Origin of the sequence: Aestuariivirga sp., assembly GCF_041738905.1 — a bacterium.
Classification (GTDB): Bacteria; Pseudomonadota; Alphaproteobacteria; order Rhizobiales; family Aestuariivirgaceae; genus Aestuariivirga.
In genome coordinates, this window is the sequence record NZ_JBGSOZ010000033.1 from 1 (window position 1) to 21597 (window position 21597).

Below are 21597 nucleotides of genomic sequence, written 5' to 3' on the forward strand. Positions count from 1 at the left end.
ATATCGGTGGCTTGGGTCCGGTCTATGCCCGCGGCAACATCGCCAACGCGCTGATGTTCCAGGGCAACACCGCCTCGCTGATCGAGAACGCCACGGGCGGTTCGGGCAACGACACGATCACGGGCAATGAGTTGGACAATGGCCTCATCGGGAATGCCGGCAACGATACCATCAACGGTCTGGGCGGCAACGATATCCTGACGGGCGGCGCAGGGACCGATACCATCGACGGAGGTGATGGCGACGACATCATCGATGGTGACGGCGGTCTCGTTGGCCTGAATGTCGACACGCTTAACGGCGGCAACGGCCAGGACAGCTTCGTCTTCGACACGACGCTGGGAGCGGCCAACATCGACACGATCACCAGCTTCATCGTGGCGGATGACACGATCGTTCTGGAGAACGCGATCTTCACGGCCTTGGGTGTGGGTGCATTGCTCGCCGGTGCCTTCAACGTCGGGGCAGCGGCGACACAGGCCGACGACCGGATCATCTGGAACGGTGCAACAAAGGCACTTCTCTACGATGCCGACGGCGTGGGCGGTGCGGCCGCAACCCAGTTCGCTACCCTCTCCAACGTCGGCGGCGTCCTGTCGGCGGCTGACTTCCTCATCATCTGAGGCGGACCGGCGACATTCTACGAGACACGCCATCTGCCTGCGCCTAGATTGCGGGGGACAAATCCCCCCGCAGCCCGACGCAGGCAGGAACCGATGACGACCGATTTCAAGGACCGCGCCCCATCCAGCCAGTCGCTGCGCTTCCGGCTACGTGACAGGACGCAGGATTCCCATCAGCGGCTGGATGCATCGCTTGAAGCGCAAGGGATGATGCGGAGCCTGGACGGCTACCGCGCCATCCTGAAGCGCTTCATCGGTCTCTACCGGCCACTGGAGCGTCAGCTTGAGGCGATTGCCTGGGGGGCAAGCGGCATTGACGCCGCCCAGCGGCAGAAGGCGGGCTGGCTCAAGGCCGATCTCGAGAACCTTGGCCTCAGCAGCGATGAGATCGAGAGGCTTCCCGATTGCAGTTCCTTGCCGCGGATGTCGTCCGTGCCCGAGGGATTGGGCGCACTCTACGTGATCGAAGGTGCCACGCTCGGCGGGCAGGTCATCATCCGCCACATTCAATCCGAACTGCAGATCGATGCCGCGAGCGGCGGCCGGTTCTTTTCCGCTTATGGTGACAGGACGGGCCTCCTGTGGCGCGAGTTCGTCGCAGTGCTCGACCGCCATGGCCACGACAGGGAGGCCGCGGCCACGATCGAGAATACAGCGATTGAAACCTTCCGCTGTTTCGAGTCCTGGATGTGCGGTGCCGAGCAGGGGGAGGCCGTTTCAGGATGACCGCCGATGATCCGGCATTCGGCGAGGCCGACCTGACCAATTGCGCGCGCGAACCGATCCACATTCCGGGTTCGATCCAGCCCCACGGCGCCATCCTCGCACTGGCGTCCGATACATTGCATGTGCTGCAAGCCGGCGGAGACACCATCAGGCTTTTGGGCCGGGACGCCGCGGCGTTGCTGGGCCGGCCGGCGTCCGACTGGCTGAGCACGGAACAATGCCGGCATCTCGGCGGCCTGACGGCGGCAGCGAGTTCGCTCGCGCGGCCCATCCAGGCGTTCCACCTCACCCATCCCAAAGGGGAAGGCATGGTCAGCGCCACCGTCCACCTCAGTGGCGGCATGCTCATCGTGGAGCTTGAGCCGCTCTCTGGCGACCGGACCGAGGATTCGATTGCCCATGTGCAAGGCATGGTGCGCAGCGTGCAATCCGCGGAGAGTTATGTTGCGGCTTGCCAGGCCGCGGCGGAACAGGTGCGCGCCACGGCGGGTTTCGACCGCGTGATGGTGTACCGCTTCCTGTCCGATGGTGCGGGCGTGGTCGAGGCCGAGGCACGCCGCGATGATATCGCCCCGTTCCTGGGCCTGCGCTATCCCGCGTCCGACATCCCGCCGCAGGCACGGGAACTCTATCTGCGCAACTGGATCCGCGTGATACCCGACGCCCGTTATGAACCGGCACCACTCGTGCCGGCGCTCAATCCGCTGACGGGAAAGCCGCTCGACATGAGCCAGTGCGCGCTCCGGAGTGTTTCGCCCATTCATCTCGAATATCTGGGCAACATGGGAGTCAGGGCGTCGATGTCGCTGTCGCTCATCCTGCACGGCAAGCTGTGGGGGTTGATCGCGTGCCATCACTATGCGCCAAACCATGTCAGCCACCAGCAGCGCATGGCTCTCGAAATCTTCACGCAGATGACCTCCTACATCCTCGAGACCAAGATCACGGCGGAGGAGCTGGCGGCCAAGCAGAAGACGACCAGCCTTCACGATGGCATGATCGCATCGCTGTCGCGGGAGGAGGATCTTGCTGAAGGTCTGACCCGGAATCAGTCTCACTTGCTTGAGTACATCATGTCCGGCGGAGTGTGCATCTGGATGGATGGGCACATTGCACAATTCGGCAAGACACCGTCAGCAGAACAGACCGCCGGTCTTGTAACCTGGCTAAATTCATCCGTGACCGGCGGCGTCTATCATACCGACGCGCTTTCTCTCGTCTATCCACCAGCGCTGGCGTTCAAGGAGGTCGCAAGTGGAATACTGGCACTCTCGGTATCGCGGGCCCCGCGCGACTATGTGATCTGGTTCCGTCCCGAAATCATCCAGACGGTCACCTGGGCGGGAAACCCGGAAAAGACCATGACTGTGACGGACGATGGTGTGCGGCTGTCACCGCGCCGCAGCTTCGCCCTGTGGGAAGAGCAGATGCGCCAGAGGTCCGCACCCTGGAGCCACGTCGACATCCAGACGGCCGAATCGTTGCGCGTATCGTTGCTTGAGGTGGTGGTTCAGCGCATGGACCAGATCGCGCGCGACAAGGAAGCCGCGCGCGCGCGCCAGGATACTTTGATGGCCGAACTCGACAAGCGCATACAGCAGTGGGAGGCTACGGCCCGCGAACTGAAGATCGAGGGTGACCGCCGCGCCGTGGTCGAGGCTGAGTTGTCGCAGGTGCTTCGCCGCACGGTGGTTGACCAGGAAAACGAACGCCAGCGCATTGCACGCGAGTTGCATGACAGCCTGGGGCAGTACCTCACGATCATGCAGCTTGACCTTGACGACATCGCGCGCCGATCCGCGTCGGCGGAGCATGTCCGCACGGGCATTACGCGGCTGAAGGAGCTTGCATCGTCTGTCGGGCACGAAATCAATCGCCTTGCCTGGGAAATCAGGCCGACGAGTCTGGATGACCTCGGACTGCAAACGGCCGTTCAGCAGTTTCTGGAAGAATGGAGTGAGCGTAGTGGCCTGAAGTTCGACCTCCATCTCATGTTGAACAACAGGAGGTTGTCGCCTGTTGTCGAGACAACACTCTACAGGGTGCTGCAGGAAGCTATTACAAATGTGGTGAAGCATGCTGAAGCAACGAAGGTCGGCATCATTCTCGAAGCGAATGAAAGTGAGGTGCGGCTCATTGTCGAGGACAATGGCAAGGGCTTCAACTGGGAAGACCCCAACGAGGCGACATCGCCCTCGGCACGTCTCGGGTTGCTTGGAATCCGGGAACGCCTTACATTGATTGGCGGACACTTGGAAATTGAAGCCGGGCATGGCAGTGGAACAACACTCATCGTCCATGCTCCGCTGTGAGAAATGACCGCGTGACAACGCCCGGACTGCGCATTCTGCTCGCTGATGATCATCCGGTCGTACTTGCCGGAATAAAGTCGCTGGTGACCGCGGAAGAGGGGCTCGATGTCATAGGTGAGGCCCAGGACGGGTTGTCCGCTCTGGAAATGAGTGAGGCGCTTCAACCGGACATTGCGGTGATCGACATCTCCATGCCAGGACTGATCGGCACCGCACTGGCCGGCCGCATGCGAACCTCATGCCCAGGATGCCGGCTCATTGCACTCACCGTTCACGAAGACCGCGGCTACTTGCGGCAGATGCTCGAAGGTGGTGTTGCTGGCTACGTGCTGAAGCGGTCTGCCGCCGAGGATCTGGTCAAGGCGGTGCGGATCGTTGCGGCGGGCGGAATTTACATTGATCCCGAAATGTCGACAAAGGCCTTCGACAATTCCCCGGCCAGTTCGGCCGAGCACGTAAGCAATGACGGAGCCGATCTCAGCAAGCGCGAGATCGAGGTGTTGCGGCTTCTCTCGGAGGGTTACAGCAGCAAGGCCGCAGCTGCCCGGCTCGATATCGCGGTCAAGACAATCGAAACCTACAAGGCGCGCGCCTTCGAGAAGCTGGGCTTCCAGTCGCGCGTGGAACTGATCCGCTATGCGGTCAGCCGCGGCTGGTTCAGCAACGGAATGTAAGGGTTTTCCCTGATGCACGCGGAATAAACCCTACAGTGTATCATCGTCATCCCGACTATCTAAGATATCCCAAATGGTTGATTCTACGATGAAGTCGGGTTCGCGTGCCGCACCGTTCCATGCCTCTGCAATCTTGGCTTGGAGAAAGTCGTTGGGGTCTACGCGAAGACGACACATCTACTGGTAATAATCGTTCAAGCAACGCCAGCCACAGAATGCGAACATGGCCTTCAACTTCGGTGTCTTTACCGCCGACCGCAACTTCGAGATCCAGCTCTTCTTCGTGACCAGCACGCAAGAGGAAGCGACCCAGCTTGCCAAGCGGTTTGTGAACTCAGACTATCGCATCTCTGTCACCTGGGTGCCTGCCGACAATGATATCACGCAGGCTATCACCGGTGCGATGAGCGCGACGGAGGCCTGGATGCCGACGGCGATCGTTCTCGACTACGCAAGCTACGGTCAGAGATTGTGGAACGAGTTCCGGAAGCTGCGCCGCGCGATCGGTGACCGTTATGTCGAGTATGTCGTCTTCGACGTGCCGGCCGGTGAGGTCGAACCAGCCGGATTGCGTGGCGCGAACATCACGATGGTTCGGGACGGGGCGTCTTTCGCCGAAGCCTGAGCGCATCCGCCACTTGGATGCTGCCATCTGCTGAAACGTGTTGATTGGGAAATGGTGCAGTGCACCTTTCGCAGTCAGCGTTCCTTTGGATAAAATCACTTCTCCGTCTTGCCAAGTTCGACTTCTCCGCATAGGCTCCTTCCATTCCGTACGACGACCTTCGCGGCGGTAATAGGTTTCGGGCAGGGGAGTGCGCGAAATGGCCAAAGGTAGCCTGAGTTCGAGCGGGACCGAGTTCACGACAAGATTCACCGACGTGCCGCTGGAAGTGGTCTTCGAGCCACCGATCCATGTGGAACCAGCGGACATTGACGCGCGGGTTGACCGTCTGGCGGCACTCATCGCAGACAAGGTCGTACCCCGGCTTCTGGGCATCTATGGAGATTCACCCATTGCGGGTGGAGAGCAGGTCCTGCACCCGGGCAGTTTGGAGATTGCCGAACTGTCGCGGCTGGTGGTCGGACCCGACAACTCGGACGCCATGGACTACATCCTGGGCCTCAAGGATCGCGGCGTCTCGCTCGACACTCTCCACGTTGAACTGCTCGAACCGGCCGCGCGCCATCTCGGCGACCTATGGACCGAGGACCGCATCGATTTCCTCGACGTGACGATCGGGGTCAGGCGGCTTCAGCAACTTGTTCACGTATTTGCCGGCCTGGAACAGGTGCCTCCCTACGACAACAAGCGCCGTGCTCTCATCGTGTCGACGCCGGGAGAACAGCACAGCTTCGGCAACACCATGATCCAGAGGTTCTTCCGGTCCAGCGGCTGGCATGTCGGGTCTTGCCCCGGCGCGGAACTGCAGCACATCACGGCGATCGTTGCCCAGGAGTGGTTCGGCATCGTGGGGTTCTCGCTGAGCACCGACAAGCACATCGACAGCCTCGGCAGAACCATCGAGGCGGTCCGCAGGATGTCCCTCAACACGTCGATCGGAATCATGGTGGGTGGCCCCGCCTTTGCGGGACGGCCGGAACTCGCCTTGGAGGTGGGTGCCGATGGAACCGCCGCGAACGCGCCCGCAGCTGTGATCCTCGCAAAAAAGCTGCTTGTCCCGAGCTTGCTCACTGTAAATTGAGCATAGTCTGCGGTAAGATGTGTTTATCGTATCGCAGATTTCGTCACGTGACTTGAACTTCACCCGCCATCAGGCACAGGCCATCGAGGACCTGAAATGACAGGCAATGTCAAAGTACCTTCCCCGGTCGCTCAGATTGCTGCCCTGCGCGCAAGAGTCCGTGATCTCCGGCTCGAGGCCGCGCGGAAGCTCTGTCCCAATCCCCTGCAGACACTCCGGATCGCTGATCTTCTCCATGAAATTGCCGACGCGATCGAAGCCATCCTGCTGGCTCACAATCCCCGAGCGGCGACAGCCAGCTAGATCAGCGCGGCTCCCCCATCAGAAGGACACGCCGCGCGGGATGAGCCGGTGCTCGTAGGCCTGGCGTTCAAGGTCCTCGCGGAAGTCCGGGTGAGCGATCGAAATGAGGGCCTTGGCGCGCTCCGGCACCGTCTTTCCCTTCAGGTTGACCATGCCATACTCGGTCACGACATACATCACATCGGAGCGGGGCGTGGTCACGATGTTTCCTGAGGTGAGATTGAGCACGATGCGGCTACGGCGCTCGCCGCGCTTGTCGTAGGTTGAAGACAGGCAGATGAACGACTTCCCGCCCTTCGAAGCATAGGCCCCGCGCACGAACTGCAACTGGCCGCCGGTTCCGCTGATGTGCCGGTGACCATCCGACTCGGACGCGGCCTGTCCCTGCAGGTCGATCTGCGTGGTGTTGTTGATCGAGACTACGCGGTCGTTCTGCATGATGAGGTGCGGCGCGTTGGTGTGGTCCACCGGGTAGCAGAGAATGTCCGGGTTGCGATGAAGCGTCTCGTAGAGGCTCTTCGAGCCGAGCGCGAAGGTATAGGAGGCCTTGCCCGGATTGAGGGTCTTGCGCGCGCCCGTGATGCGGCCGGCCTTGTAGAGATCGATGATTCCATCGGTCATCATCTCGGTCTGGACGCCGAGGTCGCGCGCGCTGCTCTCCAAGAGTTGCGAACACACGGCGTTGGGCATGCCGCCGATGCCGATCTGCAGGCAGGCTCCGTCCTCGATCTCGGCGGTGATGAGGCGGCCCACGGCGCGGTCCACATCGGTCGCCGGAGGGTTGGGCAGTTCGGCGGCGGGCTGGTTGTCGCCTTCGATGATGTAGTCGACTTCGCTGACGTGAACGCCAGTGTCTTCGCCGAGCACATAGGGGTTGCCGTCGCTCACCTCGACGATCACCATCCGCGCCCGCTCGATGATGGCGCGGTGCCAGAGATTGGATGCGCTGAAGTTGAAGTAGCCGTTTTCATCCATGCGGCAGGTCTTGAGGATGACGATGTCGACGGGTTCGATGAAGCGGCGGTAATAGTCAGGGATCTCGCCCAGGTTGACCGGCAGGTAGCCGCAGCGCCCGGCATCGTGCTTGCGCCTGTCGTAGCCCGAAAAATGCAGGCTGAACCAGTAGAAATGCTCGCCCTCCGGGTCGGCGTCGAGCACCGCGCGGGGCCGCAAGGAAAGGCATGACCTGATCTTCACGTTGGTCAGTTCGTCAACCCGCAAGGCGAGCGCCTTGTCGAAGACGTCGGGCTGGCAGAGCGATGTGCCGTAGTCCAGCCACATGCCCGACTTCACGAAGCCTGCCGCCTGTTCGGCGGAAATCACGGTTGCCTTGCCATGGGCCGTTCTCAATTTCATCGCGTCCCTCCATCCGCCATTGCGGAGCCTGGAACACATCGCACTTCGGGAGCGCTGCTGGCAAGCGGAGGCTGGGAACAGGTGGCTAGACCATCGTCGAAGTCCTGTTCAGACAGGCTTTGCAACCGGTTTCAAAAACGCGATGCGAGGCGCTTCGTCCGTGCTATACTTTCCAACATAAGTTTCGAGGGAGGAGTGGCTGATGAACGTCCGTGACAGGAAGATTGCGGCCCGCCGTGCCGTTTGGCTCTCGGGCGAGGATTGTTCGCTCGAAGACTTCCGTGCCCTGGTCGAACAGGAGGCCACCCGCGAACAATATCCGCTGGCCGACGAGATCATCCGGAACGTCCCGATCTATGACGGCGCGAAACTGCGCCTTGCAGCGGGTGACGCCAGCGCCGCCCGCACCTACATGGCCGAATGGCATGAGGTGTTCCTCGACGGACCCGGAATCGTGGTGTTCCGCGGCGCCTACGGTGACCACGCGCTGGTTGACGGCGTGAGCGACGTGCTGCTGAAGATCATCGATGACGAGCGCCAAGCCAACACCGGCAAGGGCGATCACTTCGCCAAGGCGGGCGCCAATGCGCGGGTTTGGAACTCGCACGAGAAGCTCTGCATGATGGCGCCTGAACTCTTCGCGCGCTATGCGGCGAACGACGCCATGGCGATGGTGAGCCGGTCCTGGCTGGGACCGCTGTACCAGATCACGACGCAGGTCAATCTGGTCTATCCCGGCGGCACCGCCCAGACGCCCCACCGCGACTATCACATGGGCTTCCAGCAGGAGCACCAACTCCGCGAATACCCGACCACCGTCCACAGGCTCTCGGCAGCCCTCACGCTGCAAGGCGGTGTCGCCCATTGCGACATGCATGTGGAGACGGGCCCCACCAAGGTGCTGCCCTATTCGCAGGCCTATTTGCCGGGATACTTCGCAACGCTGAGGCCCGAATTCCGTGCCTATTTCGAAGAGCACTACGTGCAGCTCCCGCTGATGAAGGGCGACGCGCTGTTCTTCAATCCGGCCCTGTTCCATGCGGCGGGCACCAACCACACGGCCTCCACCCACCGGCTGGCGAACCTGTTCCAGATCGGCTCCGGCTATGGCCGCTCGATCGAGATCGTCGACCGCGCGCGCATGACCAAGCATCTCTATCCCACCATGCTGGCGAAGCAGCAGGCGGGCCTGCTGTCGCCGCGTGAGATGGAGAACCTCATTGCCGCGACGGCCGAGGGCTATCCCTTCCCCTGCAACCTCGACATCGACTCGCCCCTGGGCGGCATGGCGCCGGCGAGCCAGCAGGACATCCTGCGGCAGGCGCTGACGGAAGGCTGGGACGCCGGCCGCCTGTCGAAGACCATCGATGACTATGACGCGCGGCGCGTGAGCCACTAGACACCGGGCGGTCAATTCGCAACGCTTTGCGGCAGGTCAAGGGCGGTGCAGTATGGGTCCTCTATATGGAAAGTGGAGGAGTACCCCCATGACCGCACGAAAGACACTTCGCAGCGAACTCGATGAGTTGCGCGCCGAGATGGCCCGCCTGCGTGAGGCCAGCGCCGCATCGGCAGCACACGCGGAGCCGCGGGAAGAGCAGGAAGAATCGGCAAGCGCCTCGATCCGCGACCAGATCAACGAGCTCAATCGCATGGTGCTGCAGATGATCGAGGATGCCGAGGAGGCGATCAACGATCATCCCGTTGCAACCGTTGCCGGGGCATTGGCATTGGGCATCGTCATCGGCCGTCTGACGGCACGCTAGGAGCACGCACATGAACCTTCACAATGTCTCGCGGCACGGCCGCATCTTCGTCAGGGGCGAGATGCTCGCCATCCAGGCCAAGCTGGCCTTTGCCATGCGGCGCACGGCCCTTGTCGCGCTGGCGCTGGTGCTGCTGGCGCTTGGGCTCATCCTCATCAACATCGGCCTCTATGCCTACCTGACGCCCTTGTGGGGGCCGGTCTGGGCGCCTGCCGGGCTCGGGTTCATCAACGTGGGACTGGCCGGCCTGGCGCTTCTCGTTGCCGCGATCATGAAGCCCGGTCCCGAACTGGCAATGGCCGAGGAACTCCGCAACACGGCTGGCGACGCGCTGGAGGCAGAAGTGAGGTCGGCTTCCTTCGTGGGGAGCCTTGCAGGCGGATTTGACCGTGCCGGCATGTCCAGCCTCGTGCTGCCTGCCATCACCGCCATCATCGGCGCGTTGGCGAAGCGGCGTCAGGCCAAGGAATAGGCTTGCTCACCGTCGCGGCGAGATCGCATCCGCCAGCAGGAAGATCACCGGCATGGTCAGCGCCCAGGCGAGGCCGATCCAGAACAGCGCGCCTGTGCCGTCCGGAATCGTGGCGGCACCCAGCTTCACGCCGCCCCAGTAGGTGAGGGGGCCAGCAATGGCCCCCAGCATGAACTGAAGGCCCCAGCGCCCGCGAAGCCAGGAGAGGCTTGCATTGGGCAGGGTCGCGAAGCCGAACCAGAGTGCCATGATCCAGACAGGCGCCGCGATCTGGCCCGGTTCAGTTCCGGCATAGTCGATCAGCCCCGCCGCCATGAAGCCCGACTCGAGTGCAAATCCCAGAACCGTGATGGCAGCGATCAGCAAGCCTTCGCGCAGCCGCTGCCCACGGCTCAGGGCGAGGTGAAGCACCGCGACCAGCAGAGCCGGCACCGAGCCCAGCCACGGCCACCCCGCCGCGCCGCCCCAGACGGCCGCAAGCCATGCGAGCTCGAAGGCAATGAAATTCGTGATGGCCGCTGCGTATTTCATGAGGTCCGATGCGCGCGGCCTTGCGTAAGGCAAACAAAGCCGCCAATAGGAGTTTTGCGATGTCTTTCATGGATACGGAAAGCAAGCCGAAACGGTTCTTGCAGTCCATGGCGGGCTGCAGCCTCGCAGTGGCGTTGTCCGTCACACCCGCGCTGGCCCAGGGCGAGCCCGTGAAGGGCGCGGCGCTCAAGTCGTTCATTACCGGCAAGCGGATCTATCTGGCTACGCCACTGGGCGGCGAGTTGCCTCTCTACTACAGGAGCGGCGGCATCGTTGACGGATCGGGCGAGGCCGTCGGGCTCGGCAAGTACATGTCGCCCAAGGACAAGGGCCGCTGGTGGGTGTCCGGTGACCGAGTCTGCCAGAAATGGAAGGAATGGTACGATGGCCGCACCTTCTGCTTCACGCTGGCGAAGTTACCGGGCAACAAGGTGTTCTGGAAGCGCGACGACGGCAAGCAGGGCGTGGCGCGCATCGGGCGCTGAAAACCTTAGCTGATACCGCGAAGCCACGCAGCGAGGAGAGGCGCTAGCAGCATGACCGTGAGGCTGTAGAGCATCAATCCGCCCGCCAGCGGGTTGATCGCGGCGAGGATGTCAACCGTGCCAAGCCCGCGCAGGACTCCGATCATCACTTCGAAAGCGAAGGTGAGGACCGCCCAGAGAACCCCAAGCAGCAGAAGGTCCCGCCTGCGCGTCAGCCCCGTCCACCTGACCATCATAAGGCTTATGGCCGTTACGATTATGACCCCGACGGGCCAGCCGATCCGCCCGGCGGCCGCATCGCCCGCAAGCGGCACGAGCAGCCATCCCCGGAGGATGCCATGGATGGTTTCCACCAGCATGATGAGAAGCCAGACGAGGAGTCCGCGGACCATGTTGCCTGCCTCCGCATTGGCCTGCCGCTGCGATGTGGCGCGATACCCGCTCATGGTGCAAGATGCGGCCATAAAAAGCGAGGGTTCGATGTTCGACGATCTGAAGGACAAGGTGGTGGTGGTGACCGGCGGCGTGACCGGCATTGGCGGGGCGGCCTCGCTGGCCTTTGCGGATACCGGCGCGAAGGTTCTTGCGCAATATCTGGGCGGCGGACCGGAGCTTGCCGCCATCGAGAAGGCGGGGATTGCCACGCTGAAACTCGATCTCACGGAGGAGAGTGCCCCGCAGAAGCTGATGGACGTGGCAATCGCGAAATTCGGCCGCATCGATGTGCTGGTGAACAATGCGGGAAGCCTTGTGGGCCGCGTGCCGGTCGTCGATCTCGATGACGGCTTCATCGACAAGGTCTTCGACCTCAACGGCCGCCAGCTCATCCATTGCTGCCGCATCGCCGCGAAACTGATGAAGGCGCAAGGGTCGGGCAACATCATCAACGTCACCTCCATTGCCGCCCGCAATGGCTCAAGCCCCGGCGGCGCGGTCTATGCGGGAACGAAGGCCTTCGTGTCGGCCTTCTCGAAGACGCTTGCGAAGGAACTTGTCGGCAATGGCATCAGGGTCAACTGCGTGTCACCCGGAACCATCCACACGTCCTTTCATGACCGCTTCTCGGATGAAGCCAAGCGCGAGGCGACGCGCAAGACCATTCCCATGCAGCGGCTGGGCACGGCCGAAGATTGTGCCGGAACCTTCCTCTATCTCGCCAGCGACAAGGCGAGCGGCTACGTGACGGGGCAGGTGATCGAGGTCAACGGCGGGCAGTTGATGGCATGAGCTTTGTCACAAGGCATCGCTCTAGGGCGCCCGACGTGATCGCGCCGGATGGTTCGGAAGTGCGCCTTCTCGCGTCCGTCTCGCGGGGCAGCATGGCGCAGTTCACGTTGCCGCCCGGTGCCGTGTCGAAACCCGTGGCGCATCGAACAGTCGAGGAAGTGTGGCTGGTGATGCGGGGGCAGGGCCGGATGTGGCGGAAGCTGGAAAACGCCGAGGAGACGGTAGACCTGCTCCCCGGCGTGTCGATTGCCATTCCTGTCGGCGCCAGCTTCCAGTTCCGCAATGACGGCGATGAGCCGCTCGATTGTGTGGGCGTCACGATGCCGCCGTGGCCGGGAATGGACGAGGCTTATGAGGTCAAGGGCGTGTGGTGAGGCCGGGCCTCACCAGGTCCCGGTGTTCTGCATCGAGGTCCACGGTTCGGCCGGTGCAAGTGCATCGCCCTTCTGCAGCAGTTCGATCGAGATGCCGTCAGGGGTCTTGATGAAGGCCATGCGGCCATCGCGGGGCGGGCGGTTGATGGTGATGCCGTGCTTCTGGAGATTGGCGCAATAGTCGTAGATATTGTCGACACCAAGCGCCAGATGTCCGAAATTGCGGCCGCCCGTATAGACTTCCGGGTCCCAGTTATAGGTGAGTTCGACGGGCGCATCGGGGCTCTCGGGGGCAGCCACGAAGACCAGCGTGAAGCGTCCCTTCTCGTTTTCGTAGCGGCGCTGCTCGACAAAGCCGAGCTTGTTGATGAAAAAGTCGACCGACTGCTCCAGGTTGGAGACGCGGATCATGGTGTGGAGATATTTCATGGAGTCACCTTTTGTTTGAGCGAGACATAGAAGAACTGGCACTCATGGTCCAGCGCTCAAGCCGTGCGGTTATCTTCACAGGCGCAGGCGTGTCCACCGAATCCGGCATACCGGACTTCCGCTCGCCGGGCGGTTTCTGGACGAAATACAAGCCGATCGAGTTCAAGGATTTCGTCGCCTCGGAGGAGACCCGCCTCGAAGCCTGGCGGCGCTTCCTGATGATCCGCCAGACGATCGTCGAGGCCAGTCCCGGTCCCGGTCACGCCGCCATCGCGGACCTGGTTTCGCGCGGCCACGTCTCGCATGTCATCACCCAGAACATCGACGACCTGCACGAACGCTCGGGCGTGCCGCGTGAACGCATCATCGAGATCCATGGCAATGGCACCTATGCAACCTGCCTCGCCTGCGGATTGCGCCACGAGATCGACTGGGTGAAGGATGTGATCGCCGAGACGGAGCGTGCTCCGGCTTGCACCTCCTGCGGCGGCATCGTGAAGTCGGCCACCATCTCATTCGGTCAGGCGATGCCCGAGCAGGAGATGGCGGATGCGCGCGCCGCGACATTCAACGCCGATCTCTTCATTTCCATCGGGTCGTCGCTTCAGGTGTTTCCCGCCGCGGGCTTTCCGGTCATGGCCAAGCAGAACCGCACGCCGCTGGTCATCATCAACCGGGAGGAAACAGGTCTGGACGGTCTTGCCGACCTCGTCATCAACGCGGAGATCGGGCTTGCAATGACAGCGCTGACGGACCGAGTCGCGCGGCGCTGAAGCGAATCAGTGATCCTGCAAACGTTGCAAGACGCGAAGGGTGAATGGTCAAGCACACATGAAGGCCGGCGGTCGTCCCACCGTGCGATCGCCGGTTGCGTGTCGCCCCATGCAGTTGCAGGGTGAATTGCCCATTGCTTTCCGTTACTTGAACCTCAGGTGCGGTATTTCTTCCGCGCCGTGTGCGGATCGCATGCTTTGCGCGCGCAGGTTTTCCACACGGTCGCTGGTGTGAACCCTGTACAAACCCACAGGATTTGAGCACATTAACTTTCATGGGGCGGGGTTGAGTTGAGTCCGCAAAGATAGAGTTGGTGTCATGGCGGCGAGCGGCAGTCTGAAGGGCGAAACAGTTTCCACTCTGAGCGACGCGCCTGAGAGCAACATCCGCATCGTGCAGGTGAGCGGGCTGGTCAAGTGGTTCGATGTGGGCCGAGGCTATGGCTTCATCATCCCCGACAATGGCATGCAGGACATCCTCCTGCACCTGAGCTGCCTGAAGCGCGATGGCTTCGAGGCACCGCTGGAAGGAACCCGCGTCATCTGCGAAGCGGTCGAGCGGCAGAAGGGCTACCAGTGCCTCCGCGTGCTCACCGTCGACAGTTCCACAGCCATCAATCCCGTCGAGCGCCGTCCGCGCACCCATACCAACGTCACCCCTTCCAGCGGTTGGGTGCGTGCCAAGGTCAAGTGGTTCAACCGGGCGCGCGGCTTCGGCTTTGCCTCCGAGGGCGAGGGCGGCCCCGACATCTTCATCCACATGGAGACGCTGCGGAAGACCGCGATTGCCGACCTGCTGCCCGAGACTTGGATCTACGTGCGCTTCGGTGACGGCCCCAAGGGCAAGATGGCGGCGGAAGTGCGTATATCGCTCGAAGGCGGTCCAGCCCACACGCAGTAAGCCATCGTTCTGCAACATTTGACGGGGATGAGGGCCGCCATGCGCCAATTCATCATCGGTCTCGGCTTCACCTTCCTGGTTTTCCTGCAGCCCTTTGGCGCCTTTGCTGAGGAAGCGATCCTTTCCAAGATCGAGCCGCTGACGATCGCCACTGAAACCGACGCGGCGATGTTCACAGTCGAGATTGCCGATACGGACGCCTCCCGCGCGCGGGGCCTGATGTTCCGCCAGCGCCTGCCGGAGGATCGCGGCATGCTCTTCGACTTCGGCCAGCCGCGCCAGGTTTCGATGTGGATGAAGAACACCTACATTTCGCTCGACATGCTGTTCATCCGGGATGACGGCAAGATCGCCTACATCGCAGAGAACACCGTGCCGAAGTCGCTCGACACCATCGGCGTGAGCGAACCTGTGGTGGCTGTCCTTGAACTGGCGGGCGGCACCACGCGAAAATTGGGCATCCGGGCGGGTGACACGGTCTATCACCGCATGTTCCGCAACGCCGAGTGAGCGGCAGCCTTGCCCTTGAGGGGGATTCTCGGATAAGAGGCGCGGGAGGAAAGCCATTTCGGGGTGTAGCGCAGTCTGGTAGCGCACCTGCCTTGGGCGCAGGGGGTCGTCAGTTCGAATCTGGCCACCCCGACCATGGCTTGCCGCGAGATCGATAGACGAGATCGAGAGAGAAGAGACCATGCCTGTCCGCATCTACAAGCCCGCCCGCAATGCCATGCAGTCCGGCAAGGCCAAGTATGACCATTGGTTCCTGGAGTTCGAGGCCACCGCACCCCGCACCGTCGACCCGCTGATGGGCTGGATCTCGTCGGGCGATACGAGGCAGCAGCTGAAACTGACCTTCCCCACGAAGGAAGAGGCCATCGCCTATTGCGAGCGCGAGGGCCTCGCCTTCACGGTGATCCCCGAGACACCGGCAGGCCGCCCGATCAAGAAGTCCTATTCCGACAACTTCAAGTTTGGCCGGACCGTCAACTGGACGCACTGACGCCAATTCCGACTCCGTAGCTCAGCTGGACTAGAGCAAGTGCCTTCTAAGCACTAGGTCGTTGGTTCGAATCCAACCGGGGTCGCCACTCCATCCTCGCGAACTCATCCGCCCAGCAGCACGTTGAAGAAGGTGCGCGCGGCGGCAACGAGCGCCGTCGAAATCGCCATCATCAAAACGGCACAACCGGCGGCGACGGCATAGCCGGCGAGCACCGCCAGCCCGTCGCGTTCAGCCAGTCCAAGCGCCATGCAGGCGATCGCCGCAGCGGGCAGGATGTTGAGGAAGGGAATGGGAAGGAACAGCACAACCGCCAGCAGGAATGCGATGATGCCGATCAGCCGTTCGGCGGGGTCGGAGTTGACGAAAAGCGACAAGCGGGGCTTCAGGATCTTCTCGAAGCGCGCCATCACGGGCACGGCGCGGGTCGCGAAGCTCGCCACCATCGAGGCCTTGATGCTGCGCCGCCGGATGGCTTCCGGCAGCCACAGGGCCTGCCGTCCGATCATCAATTGAAACGTGAGAATGACAAGCGGCAAACCCAGCACGGCGGACGTTCCAGGCGGCGTCGGCACGATGTTCGGCACCGCGAACACGAACATTAGCGCGCCGAAGGCCCGTTCCCCGAACGCATCGACCAGAGTGCCGATGGTAAGATCCTGCTGCGTGTCGAGCGAATTCACGATGTCAGACAGGCGTCGTGGCGGCACTTCGGTCTCCGGTTCGGTCATGTGCCCATCATTTTCGGTCCGGCGCAGGAAGTCAAACACTCCTGCAGACAACACTCCTGCAGACATGGTTCAGGTGAATGTCAATGCGATGACGCTGCTGGAGTCGTTCCGGCCATTCGCTGCCGGCTGAACTCTCATGCGATAAAGCGCTTTGCGGCGCAACCGCACAGGGCGTAGCATTTTGGTCTGCGGCGGCTAGGGAAACAATCAAACGTCTGGAGGTATCCATGTCCACAAGCGTCAGGCAACTGATGGAAACAGCCAACGCCATGGTGCCGCGCGTGACGGTCGCGGAAGCGAAGGACATGATGGCCAGGGGTGCCCTCGTCATCGATGTGCGCGATGCGCCGGAAGTCGAGAAGAGCGGCAAGGTGCTGGGTGCTGTGCATGTATCGCGGGGCATGCTCGAGTTCCGCGCCGACCCCGAGTCACCCTATCACGACAAGAAATTCGACAGGTCGAGGCCGGTGATCGTCTACTGTGCATCAGGCGGCCGCTCGGCCCTTTCCGGCAAGACGCTGAAGGACCTCGGCTACGAACAGGTCTTCAACTTGGGTGCCTTCAAGGACTGGGCCGAAAATGGCGGCGACATCGAGACACCGATCGAACCTGGCATGTGAGGCGCCGCCGGAACGAGTGTTACCGCGTGAGGCGGACCGAGGCGGTCGAAACCTTGGCGCCGATTTCGGAGAAGGCCGCCGCCAGTTGCTCGCTGTTGATCGACTGGTAGAAGTGATCGACATCCGATCCGCACGAGGAGAGAGTCTTCTCGGCTATGGTCCGGTGCGACACGGAGAGCTCGTCGAGCGCGAATCCGACGGTGTAGATCTCGATGCCTTTGGCCTTCATCGCAGCGCACATCGCAATGGCATTGTCGGAGAGCGTTTTCTTGTCCTGGTCTTTCCAGCCGCGATAGGTATTGTAGACGCCATCTGACATCAGGATCGCGACCTTGCGCAGTTTCGGCGCCCCGGTCGTGTTCTTCTCGGTGAGCAAGCCATAGTCCTTTGGCGCAGCGGTTCCGGTCCAGACCGTCTTCCAGTTGGGTGAGATCAAATACCATGAGAATGCCGTGCCAAGCACGCCCGCCGTGGCGCCATAGGCTTCGAGCCCGTTGATCCTTGCCTTCAAGGCCGCCTTGTCATTGCTGAGCGGCATGATCTCGTTGCTGTTGCCGATGTCGGCACATGAGCCATCCATCGTGTAGTTCCAATGATCCGCCGGATCGCCCTTGGTCTTTCCCAGTCTCGACGTGGCGGCCGTGTTGGAACTGTCCCACCCGAGAGTCATGCGTGACCCGTCATGCGCGTTGAGCCAGCGGCCTGAGCCCGGCGCGTCGTCGGTGAGATCGAACTTGTTCGAGGCATTGTAGAAGCGGTCGGTCACGCAAGGCATGATCTTGACATTGGCATAGTGCTTGACGGCATAGGCGCTGCAGCTCCAGTTGCCGCCGCTCTCGCTGCCGCCGCTGCCCGATCCCGCAGTGCAGGTCTTGTACCAGCCAGTCCAGGTGGAGCTGAGGTTGGTCAGCGTCTTCATGATGGGTGCGCTGTTGCCATTGGGTGCGACACGCACGCGCGTCGAGAACGGAACGATGGCTACTTTCGACGTGTACTCGGACTGATCGTCCCACACCACCGTGTCGATAAGCGTGTTGGCAGCCTGCTTCAATCCGGTGACCTTGTTTCCGCCCGTGCAGGGGCCGATGCCGTCGTTGCACATCGAGCCCGTCACATCGAGCATCATTGACACTTCGAGGTCGCCCTGGACCGCGGGAGTTGAATCTGCGGCGCTGATGGTCGCTCCATCGGAAAAGAGTGCAAGTTCAGAGATGTTGACGACGGACAGGAACGATGTCTGGATGCCGGCGTTTCCGCTCGCGATCAGACCCGAATTGGTCGCGTTCACCGAGAACGAAATGCTGACATCGCGAAGCGGCGTTGCGGTGCTGACGTTCTGCTCGAAATAGGTCCGTGCCACGCTGAGAGCTGTTGCGGGTTTTGCCGGATCCTTCAAGAGCTGCCGTGTGCCAGCAAGGACTGCGGCATCGGCCGCTGATTGCACCTCGATGCGGGCCGTGTGCAACCGTGCGAAGTCGATGGCACCGCCGGACGCTGCAATGAGGGGGACAGCAGCAACGGCCATGATCATTCCAACATTGCCATGCTGGTCAATCCTCAACCTTGCGGCCGCTGCAGTGACGTATTTCCAGCTCAACATTTGCACCCTCGAGAAATCTGCGCGCCTGAACTTGCGCGCAACTGTCATCAGTCCGGGTGTAGGAAATCGTCCTTAAGAAGACGCTAGCCGCGGTTGCAAAGGCCGCCGTCTCGGAAACCTTGGTTAAGGGGAAGCTTCCAACCTGATTTCAGATGAGTTGCGGCATTGGCGCTTCTACACGTGAGCCGCCAACTCCAGCAATGACTACTGGTTCAGGAAATCGCCGCAGTTCGGAGCCGGTGCATTGCCCCACGGCATGATCGGCACGGTAGAGGTCGAGTTCTGCGGGCTGCCTTCGATGAGCTTGTCGGTGTAGGCGAGATAGACCAGCACATTGCGCTTGGGGTCGCAGCCGCGCACGATCTGCATCTTCTTGAAAAACAGCGAACGGCGCTGGCGGTAGATCTGCTCACCCTGTTCGAACTTGGCAGTGATCTTGACAGGGCCGACCTGGCGGCAGGCGATGGACGTTTCCGACCGCTCTTCCGCGAAACCCGCCCAGCCGGTCCAGCCGCCGATCTCAGGCACGGTGAAATAGCACGCGATGCCTTCGACACTCGGATCGTCGAGCACATAGGTCGCGAGAGTGGCGTCAGGCGACAGCATCCGCCAGACGGTCGTCTTCTTGAAGATGAGTTCCGGATCATCTGATTGCGCCATGGCGGGCGTGGCCAGGCAGAGGGCCAGGGCAGCGGCGGCAATCGTCTTGAACAGGTTCATCTCGAAATCCTCCACGCAGGGTGCTCAGCAGATGGGAACCCCACGCCATCAAGTCAAGAATTGGCGCGCAGCGCCGCAAATCCTTCACCGAGATCGGCCATCAGATCGTCCGGGCTTTCGAGGCCGATGTGAAGGCGCACGCAGGGGCCGGGTGCCGTCCATGCCGTCGCCGTCCGATGCGGCTTGAAAGGCACGGCGAGGCTTTCGTAGCCGCCCCAGCTGTAACCCATGCCGAACAGCGAAAGCCGGTCAAGGAAGGCATCAACCGCCTGTTTCTGGCAAGGTTTCAGCACGATCGAGAACAGGCCCGATGCGCCCTTGAAGTCACGCTTCCACATGTCGTGCCCGGGTGCATTCGAGAGGGCAGGGAACAGCACCGTTTCCACTTCGTCGCGCGTGCGCAGCCACTCTGCCACCGCGATGGCATTCTTCATGTGACGTTCAAGCCGCACATCAAGCGTGTGGATGCCGCGCAGCGTGAGATACATGTCGTCGGGCCCGGCGAACATGCCCATCTCTTCATAGGAGTCCCTGAACTGCGGCCACGTCCCGGCGGTGCAGGTGACAGTGCCCATCATCGCGTCGGAATGGCCGACGAGATATTTGGTGGCGGCCTGGATCGAGAGATCGGCGCCATGGTCGAAGGCCTTGAAGAAGTGCCCCGCGCCCCACGTGTTGTCGACCATCACGATGGCGCCCGCCTTATGGGCCGCTTCGGCGATGGCGGGAATGTCCTGCACTTCCATGGTCTGCGAGCCCGGTGACTCGCAATAGACGACGCGAGTGCTGGGCCGGATGAGGCTGGCAATGCCGCGGCCGATGAGTGGATCATAGTAAGTCGTCTCGATGCCGAGCTTCTTCAGCATGCCGTCGCAGAACAGCCGCGCGGGATGATAGACCGTGTCGACCATCAGCAGGTGATCGCCGGCCTTCAGGAAGGCGAGGAGCGCGCTCGAAATCGCCGCCATGCCCGATGGCGTCATCTTCGCATTGTGACCGCCCTCGACGAGTGCGACCGCTTCCTCGACCGCGCGTGACGTCGGCGTGCCGCGCCGTCCATAGACATAGGTCTGGGTGCGGTCGTGCAGCGACTTCGCCGTGGGGAACAGCACGGTCGAGCCGTGATAGACGGCGGGGTTGACGAAGCCATGTTCGGCATAGTCGCGGCCAGCGGCAACGAGGCGGGTCTGGGGCGAGAGATTGGATAGATCGGGTTTGGATTTGGACATTCTTCTGAGCCATTGTTATGCCCAAGGGCTAGCATGTGAAACAACATCGGGGAAGGCTTCGGGATGACAGTGGTGATCGCTGGCGCGGGAATAGGTGGCCTCGTCGCTGCCCTCAGTCTTCATCAGTCTGGTATTGGCGTGAAGGTCTTCGAGGTCGCCCGCAAGGTCGAGCCGCTGGGCGTGGGAATCAACATCCTGCCTCATGCCGTGCGCGAACTCTTCGCTCTGGGCCTTGAGAACAGGCTGCTCGCAGCCGGTGTCCAGACTGCGGCACTCGCCTATTTCAGCAAGCGCGGGCAGGAAATCTGGCGTGAGCCGCGCGGCCGGGCGGCAGGTTACAACTGGCCGCAGATCTCGATCCATCGCGGAACGCTGCAGAAGATACTCTTCGATGCGGCAATCGAGCGGCTGGGAGCCGAAAGCGTGGTCGCGGGGCATCGGCTGATGGATTGGGAGGAGCGCAACGGCGCGATTCACCCGGCCTTCATCAGGCGCGAGGACGATGCGCGGGTGGAGGCTGAAGCGTCGCTGTTGATCGGGGCTGACGGAATTCATTCCGCCGTCCGCGCCAAACTCTATCCCGATGAAGGCCCGCCGGTGTGGAATGGCGCGATCCTCTGGCGCGGCACCACGCGCGGCGTGCCGTTCCTCGACAATCGCACCATGATCATGGCGGGCCACGAGTTCCAGAAATTCGTGTGCTACCCGATCCTGCCCGAGAGTGCTGGCGAGCCATTGATCAACTGGATCGCCGAACTGAAGTACAAGCCCGATCACGCGTGGCGGCGCGAGGACTGGAACCGCAAGGGCGACACCAACGACTTCCTGCCGCAGTTCCAGGACTGGCGCTTCGTCTCGCTCGACGTGCCGGCCCTCGTGGAGGCGTCGTCCGGCTGCTACGAATATCCGATGGTGGACCGCGATCCGGTGGCGCGATGGACCTTCGGCCGCGCGACACTGCTGGGCGATGCCGCCCACGCCATGTATCCGATCGGCTCCAACGGCGCCTCGCAGGCGATCCTCGATGCCGAGGCCCTGG

General features: G+C 62.1%; 25 protein-coding genes, 2 tRNA genes and 1 pseudogene. 20 read left to right on the forward strand and 8 right to left on the reverse strand.

From position 1 onward, the window contains the following. From ACEW8Q_RS02290 to ACEW8Q_RS02315, 6 genes and pseudogenes are all read left to right on the forward strand, one after another. A pseudogene (locus ACEW8Q_RS02290) lies at positions 1–623 on the forward strand (calcium-binding protein); the annotation flags it as partial. Between the two features lie 93 nt (positions 624–716). Next, positions 717–1349 (forward strand): biliverdin-producing heme oxygenase, encoded by a 633-nt coding sequence (locus ACEW8Q_RS02295; protein WP_373502432.1) that lies wholly within the window; start codon positions 717–719, stop codon positions 1347–1349. Continuing rightward, positions 1346–3661, forward strand: coding sequence for a GAF domain-containing protein (locus tag ACEW8Q_RS02300; protein ID WP_373502433.1), 2316 nt, complete (start codon positions 1346–1348; stop codon positions 3659–3661). Before ACEW8Q_RS02295 ends, ACEW8Q_RS02300 begins: the two co-directional genes overlap by 4 nt. Positions 3662–3672: 11 nt before the next feature. Beyond that, positions 3673–4335: a response regulator gene (locus ACEW8Q_RS02305; protein ID WP_373502434.1), complete on the forward strand. Its 663-nt coding sequence runs from the start codon at positions 3673–3675 to the stop codon at positions 4333–4335. 223 nt (positions 4336–4558) lie between these two features. Beyond that, entirely contained in the window at positions 4559–4960 is a 402-nt protein-coding gene (locus ACEW8Q_RS02310) for a hypothetical protein (RefSeq protein ID WP_373502435.1), read from the forward strand. A 199-nt stretch (positions 4961–5159) separates the two neighbouring features. Next, positions 5160–6041 carry a B12-binding domain-containing protein gene (locus ACEW8Q_RS02315; RefSeq protein WP_373502436.1) on the forward strand — a complete coding sequence of 294 codons (882 nt, stop codon included), beginning with the start codon at positions 5160–5162 and terminating at the stop codon, positions 6039–6041. A gap of 321 nt (positions 6042–6362) precedes the next feature. On the opposite strand, the gene ACEW8Q_RS02320 is transcribed toward ACEW8Q_RS02315, so the two are convergent. Next, a complete protein-coding gene (locus ACEW8Q_RS02320; RefSeq protein ID WP_373502437.1) occupies positions 6363–7700 on the reverse strand; it encodes an acetyl-CoA hydrolase/transferase family protein in 1338 nt (445 codons plus the stop codon). A 202-nt stretch (positions 7701–7902) separates the two neighbouring features. Here ACEW8Q_RS02320 and ACEW8Q_RS02325 point away from each other — a divergent pair, with 202 nt between their 5' ends. The 3 genes from ACEW8Q_RS02325 to ACEW8Q_RS02335 all read left to right on the forward strand — a co-directional run bounded on the left by ACEW8Q_RS02325 (position 7903) and on the right by ACEW8Q_RS02335 (position 9938). Further along, positions 7903–9099, forward strand: coding sequence for a phytanoyl-CoA dioxygenase family protein (locus ACEW8Q_RS02325; protein WP_373502438.1), 1197 nt, complete (start codon positions 7903–7905; stop codon positions 9097–9099). Positions 9100–9187: 88 nt separating this feature from the next. Further along, positions 9188–9466: a hypothetical protein gene (locus tag ACEW8Q_RS02330; protein WP_373502439.1), complete on the forward strand. Its 279-nt coding sequence runs from the start codon at positions 9188–9190 to the stop codon at positions 9464–9466. Between the two features lie 10 nt (positions 9467–9476). Further along, on the forward strand, positions 9477–9938 hold the full coding sequence (locus tag ACEW8Q_RS02335) for a hypothetical protein (protein ID WP_373502440.1): 462 nt from the start codon (positions 9477–9479) through the stop codon (positions 9936–9938). Positions 9939–9944: 6 nt separating this feature from the next. On the opposite strand, the gene ACEW8Q_RS02340 is transcribed toward ACEW8Q_RS02335, so the two are convergent. Further along, on the reverse strand, positions 9945–10469 hold the full coding sequence (locus tag ACEW8Q_RS02340) for a DUF2878 domain-containing protein (protein ID WP_373502441.1): 525 nt from the start codon (positions 10467–10469) through the stop codon (positions 9945–9947). Positions 10470–10528: 59 nt separating this feature from the next. On the opposite strand from ACEW8Q_RS02340, the gene ACEW8Q_RS02345 reads away from it, so the two are divergent. Further along, positions 10529–10954 carry a hypothetical protein gene (locus ACEW8Q_RS02345; RefSeq protein WP_373502442.1) on the forward strand — a complete coding sequence of 142 codons (426 nt, stop codon included), beginning with the start codon at positions 10529–10531 and terminating at the stop codon, positions 10952–10954. 5 nt (positions 10955–10959) lie between these two features. Here the strand turns inward: ACEW8Q_RS02345 and ACEW8Q_RS02350 are convergent, their stop codons facing one another. After that, a complete protein-coding gene (locus ACEW8Q_RS02350) occupies positions 10960–11346 on the reverse strand; it encodes a hypothetical protein (protein WP_373502443.1) in 387 nt (128 codons plus the stop codon). Between ACEW8Q_RS02350 and ACEW8Q_RS02355 the strand changes: the two genes are divergently transcribed. Beyond that, positions 11345–12181 carry an SDR family NAD(P)-dependent oxidoreductase gene (locus ACEW8Q_RS02355; RefSeq protein WP_373502444.1) on the forward strand — a complete coding sequence of 279 codons (837 nt, stop codon included), beginning with the start codon at positions 11345–11347 and terminating at the stop codon, positions 12179–12181. The two genes, ACEW8Q_RS02350 and ACEW8Q_RS02355, sit on opposite strands and share 2 nt — an antisense overlap. Then, on the forward strand, positions 12178–12555 hold the full coding sequence (locus tag ACEW8Q_RS02360; protein WP_373502445.1) for a cupin domain-containing protein: 378 nt from the start codon (positions 12178–12180) through the stop codon (positions 12553–12555). Before ACEW8Q_RS02355 ends, ACEW8Q_RS02360 begins: the two co-directional genes overlap by 4 nt. Positions 12556–12564: 9 nt before the next feature. Here ACEW8Q_RS02360 and ACEW8Q_RS02365 read toward each other — a convergent pair whose 3' ends face one another. Continuing rightward, on the reverse strand, positions 12565–12984 hold the full coding sequence (locus tag ACEW8Q_RS02365) for a VOC family protein (RefSeq protein ID WP_373502446.1): 420 nt from the start codon (positions 12982–12984) through the stop codon (positions 12565–12567). Between the two features lie 44 nt (positions 12985–13028). On the opposite strand from ACEW8Q_RS02365, the gene ACEW8Q_RS02370 reads away from it, so the two are divergent. From ACEW8Q_RS02370 to ACEW8Q_RS02395, 6 genes are all read left to right on the forward strand, one after another. After that, a complete protein-coding gene (locus ACEW8Q_RS02370; RefSeq protein ID WP_373502447.1) occupies positions 13029–13757 on the forward strand; it encodes an NAD-dependent deacetylase in 729 nt (242 codons plus the stop codon). 319 nt (positions 13758–14076) lie between these two features. Beyond that, entirely contained in the window at positions 14077–14658 is a 582-nt protein-coding gene (locus tag ACEW8Q_RS02375; RefSeq protein WP_373502448.1) for a cold-shock protein, read from the forward strand. Between the two features lie 39 nt (positions 14659–14697). Next, positions 14698–15168: a DUF192 domain-containing protein gene (locus ACEW8Q_RS02380; protein WP_373502449.1), complete on the forward strand. Its 471-nt coding sequence runs from the start codon at positions 14698–14700 to the stop codon at positions 15166–15168. 59 nt (positions 15169–15227) lie between these two features. Further along, positions 15228–15304, forward strand: a tRNA-Pro gene (locus ACEW8Q_RS02385). A 45-nt stretch (positions 15305–15349) separates the two neighbouring features. After that, a complete protein-coding gene (locus tag ACEW8Q_RS02390) occupies positions 15350–15658 on the forward strand; it encodes an ETC complex I subunit (protein ID WP_373502450.1) in 309 nt (102 codons plus the stop codon). 10 nt (positions 15659–15668) lie between these two features. Beyond that, positions 15669–15746, forward strand: a tRNA-Arg gene (locus tag ACEW8Q_RS02395). Positions 15747–15762: 16 nt separating this feature from the next. Here the strand turns inward: ACEW8Q_RS02395 and ACEW8Q_RS02400 are convergent. Further along, entirely contained in the window at positions 15763–16389 is a 627-nt protein-coding gene (locus tag ACEW8Q_RS02400; protein WP_373502451.1) for an exopolysaccharide biosynthesis protein, read from the reverse strand. Between the two features lie 227 nt (positions 16390–16616). On the opposite strand from ACEW8Q_RS02400, the gene ACEW8Q_RS02405 reads away from it, so the two are divergent. Next, positions 16617–17009: a rhodanese-like domain-containing protein gene (locus ACEW8Q_RS02405; RefSeq protein WP_373502452.1), complete on the forward strand. Its 393-nt coding sequence runs from the start codon at positions 16617–16619 to the stop codon at positions 17007–17009. A 19-nt stretch (positions 17010–17028) separates the two neighbouring features. Here the strand turns inward: ACEW8Q_RS02405 and ACEW8Q_RS02410 are convergent, their stop codons facing one another. From ACEW8Q_RS02410 to metC, 3 genes are all read right to left on the reverse strand, one after another. Further along, the gene (locus ACEW8Q_RS02410; protein WP_373502453.1) at positions 17029–18657 is read right to left on the reverse strand and encodes a pilus assembly protein TadG-related protein; all 1629 of its coding nucleotides are present in this window, start codon (positions 18655–18657) and stop codon (positions 17029–17031) included. A 156-nt stretch (positions 18658–18813) separates the two neighbouring features. After that, positions 18814–19329, reverse strand: coding sequence for a CreA family protein (locus ACEW8Q_RS02415; protein WP_373502454.1), 516 nt, complete (start codon positions 19327–19329; stop codon positions 18814–18816). 53 nt (positions 19330–19382) lie between these two features. Beyond that, a complete protein-coding gene (metC, locus tag ACEW8Q_RS02420; protein ID WP_373502455.1) occupies positions 19383–20558 on the reverse strand; it encodes a cystathionine beta-lyase in 1176 nt (391 codons plus the stop codon). 63 nt (positions 20559–20621) lie between these two features. Between metC and ACEW8Q_RS02425 the strand changes: the two genes are divergently transcribed. After that, positions 20622–21597, forward strand: a 976-nt coding sequence (locus tag ACEW8Q_RS02425) for a flavin-dependent oxidoreductase (RefSeq protein ID WP_373502456.1), incomplete at its 3' end; no start/stop codon positions are given.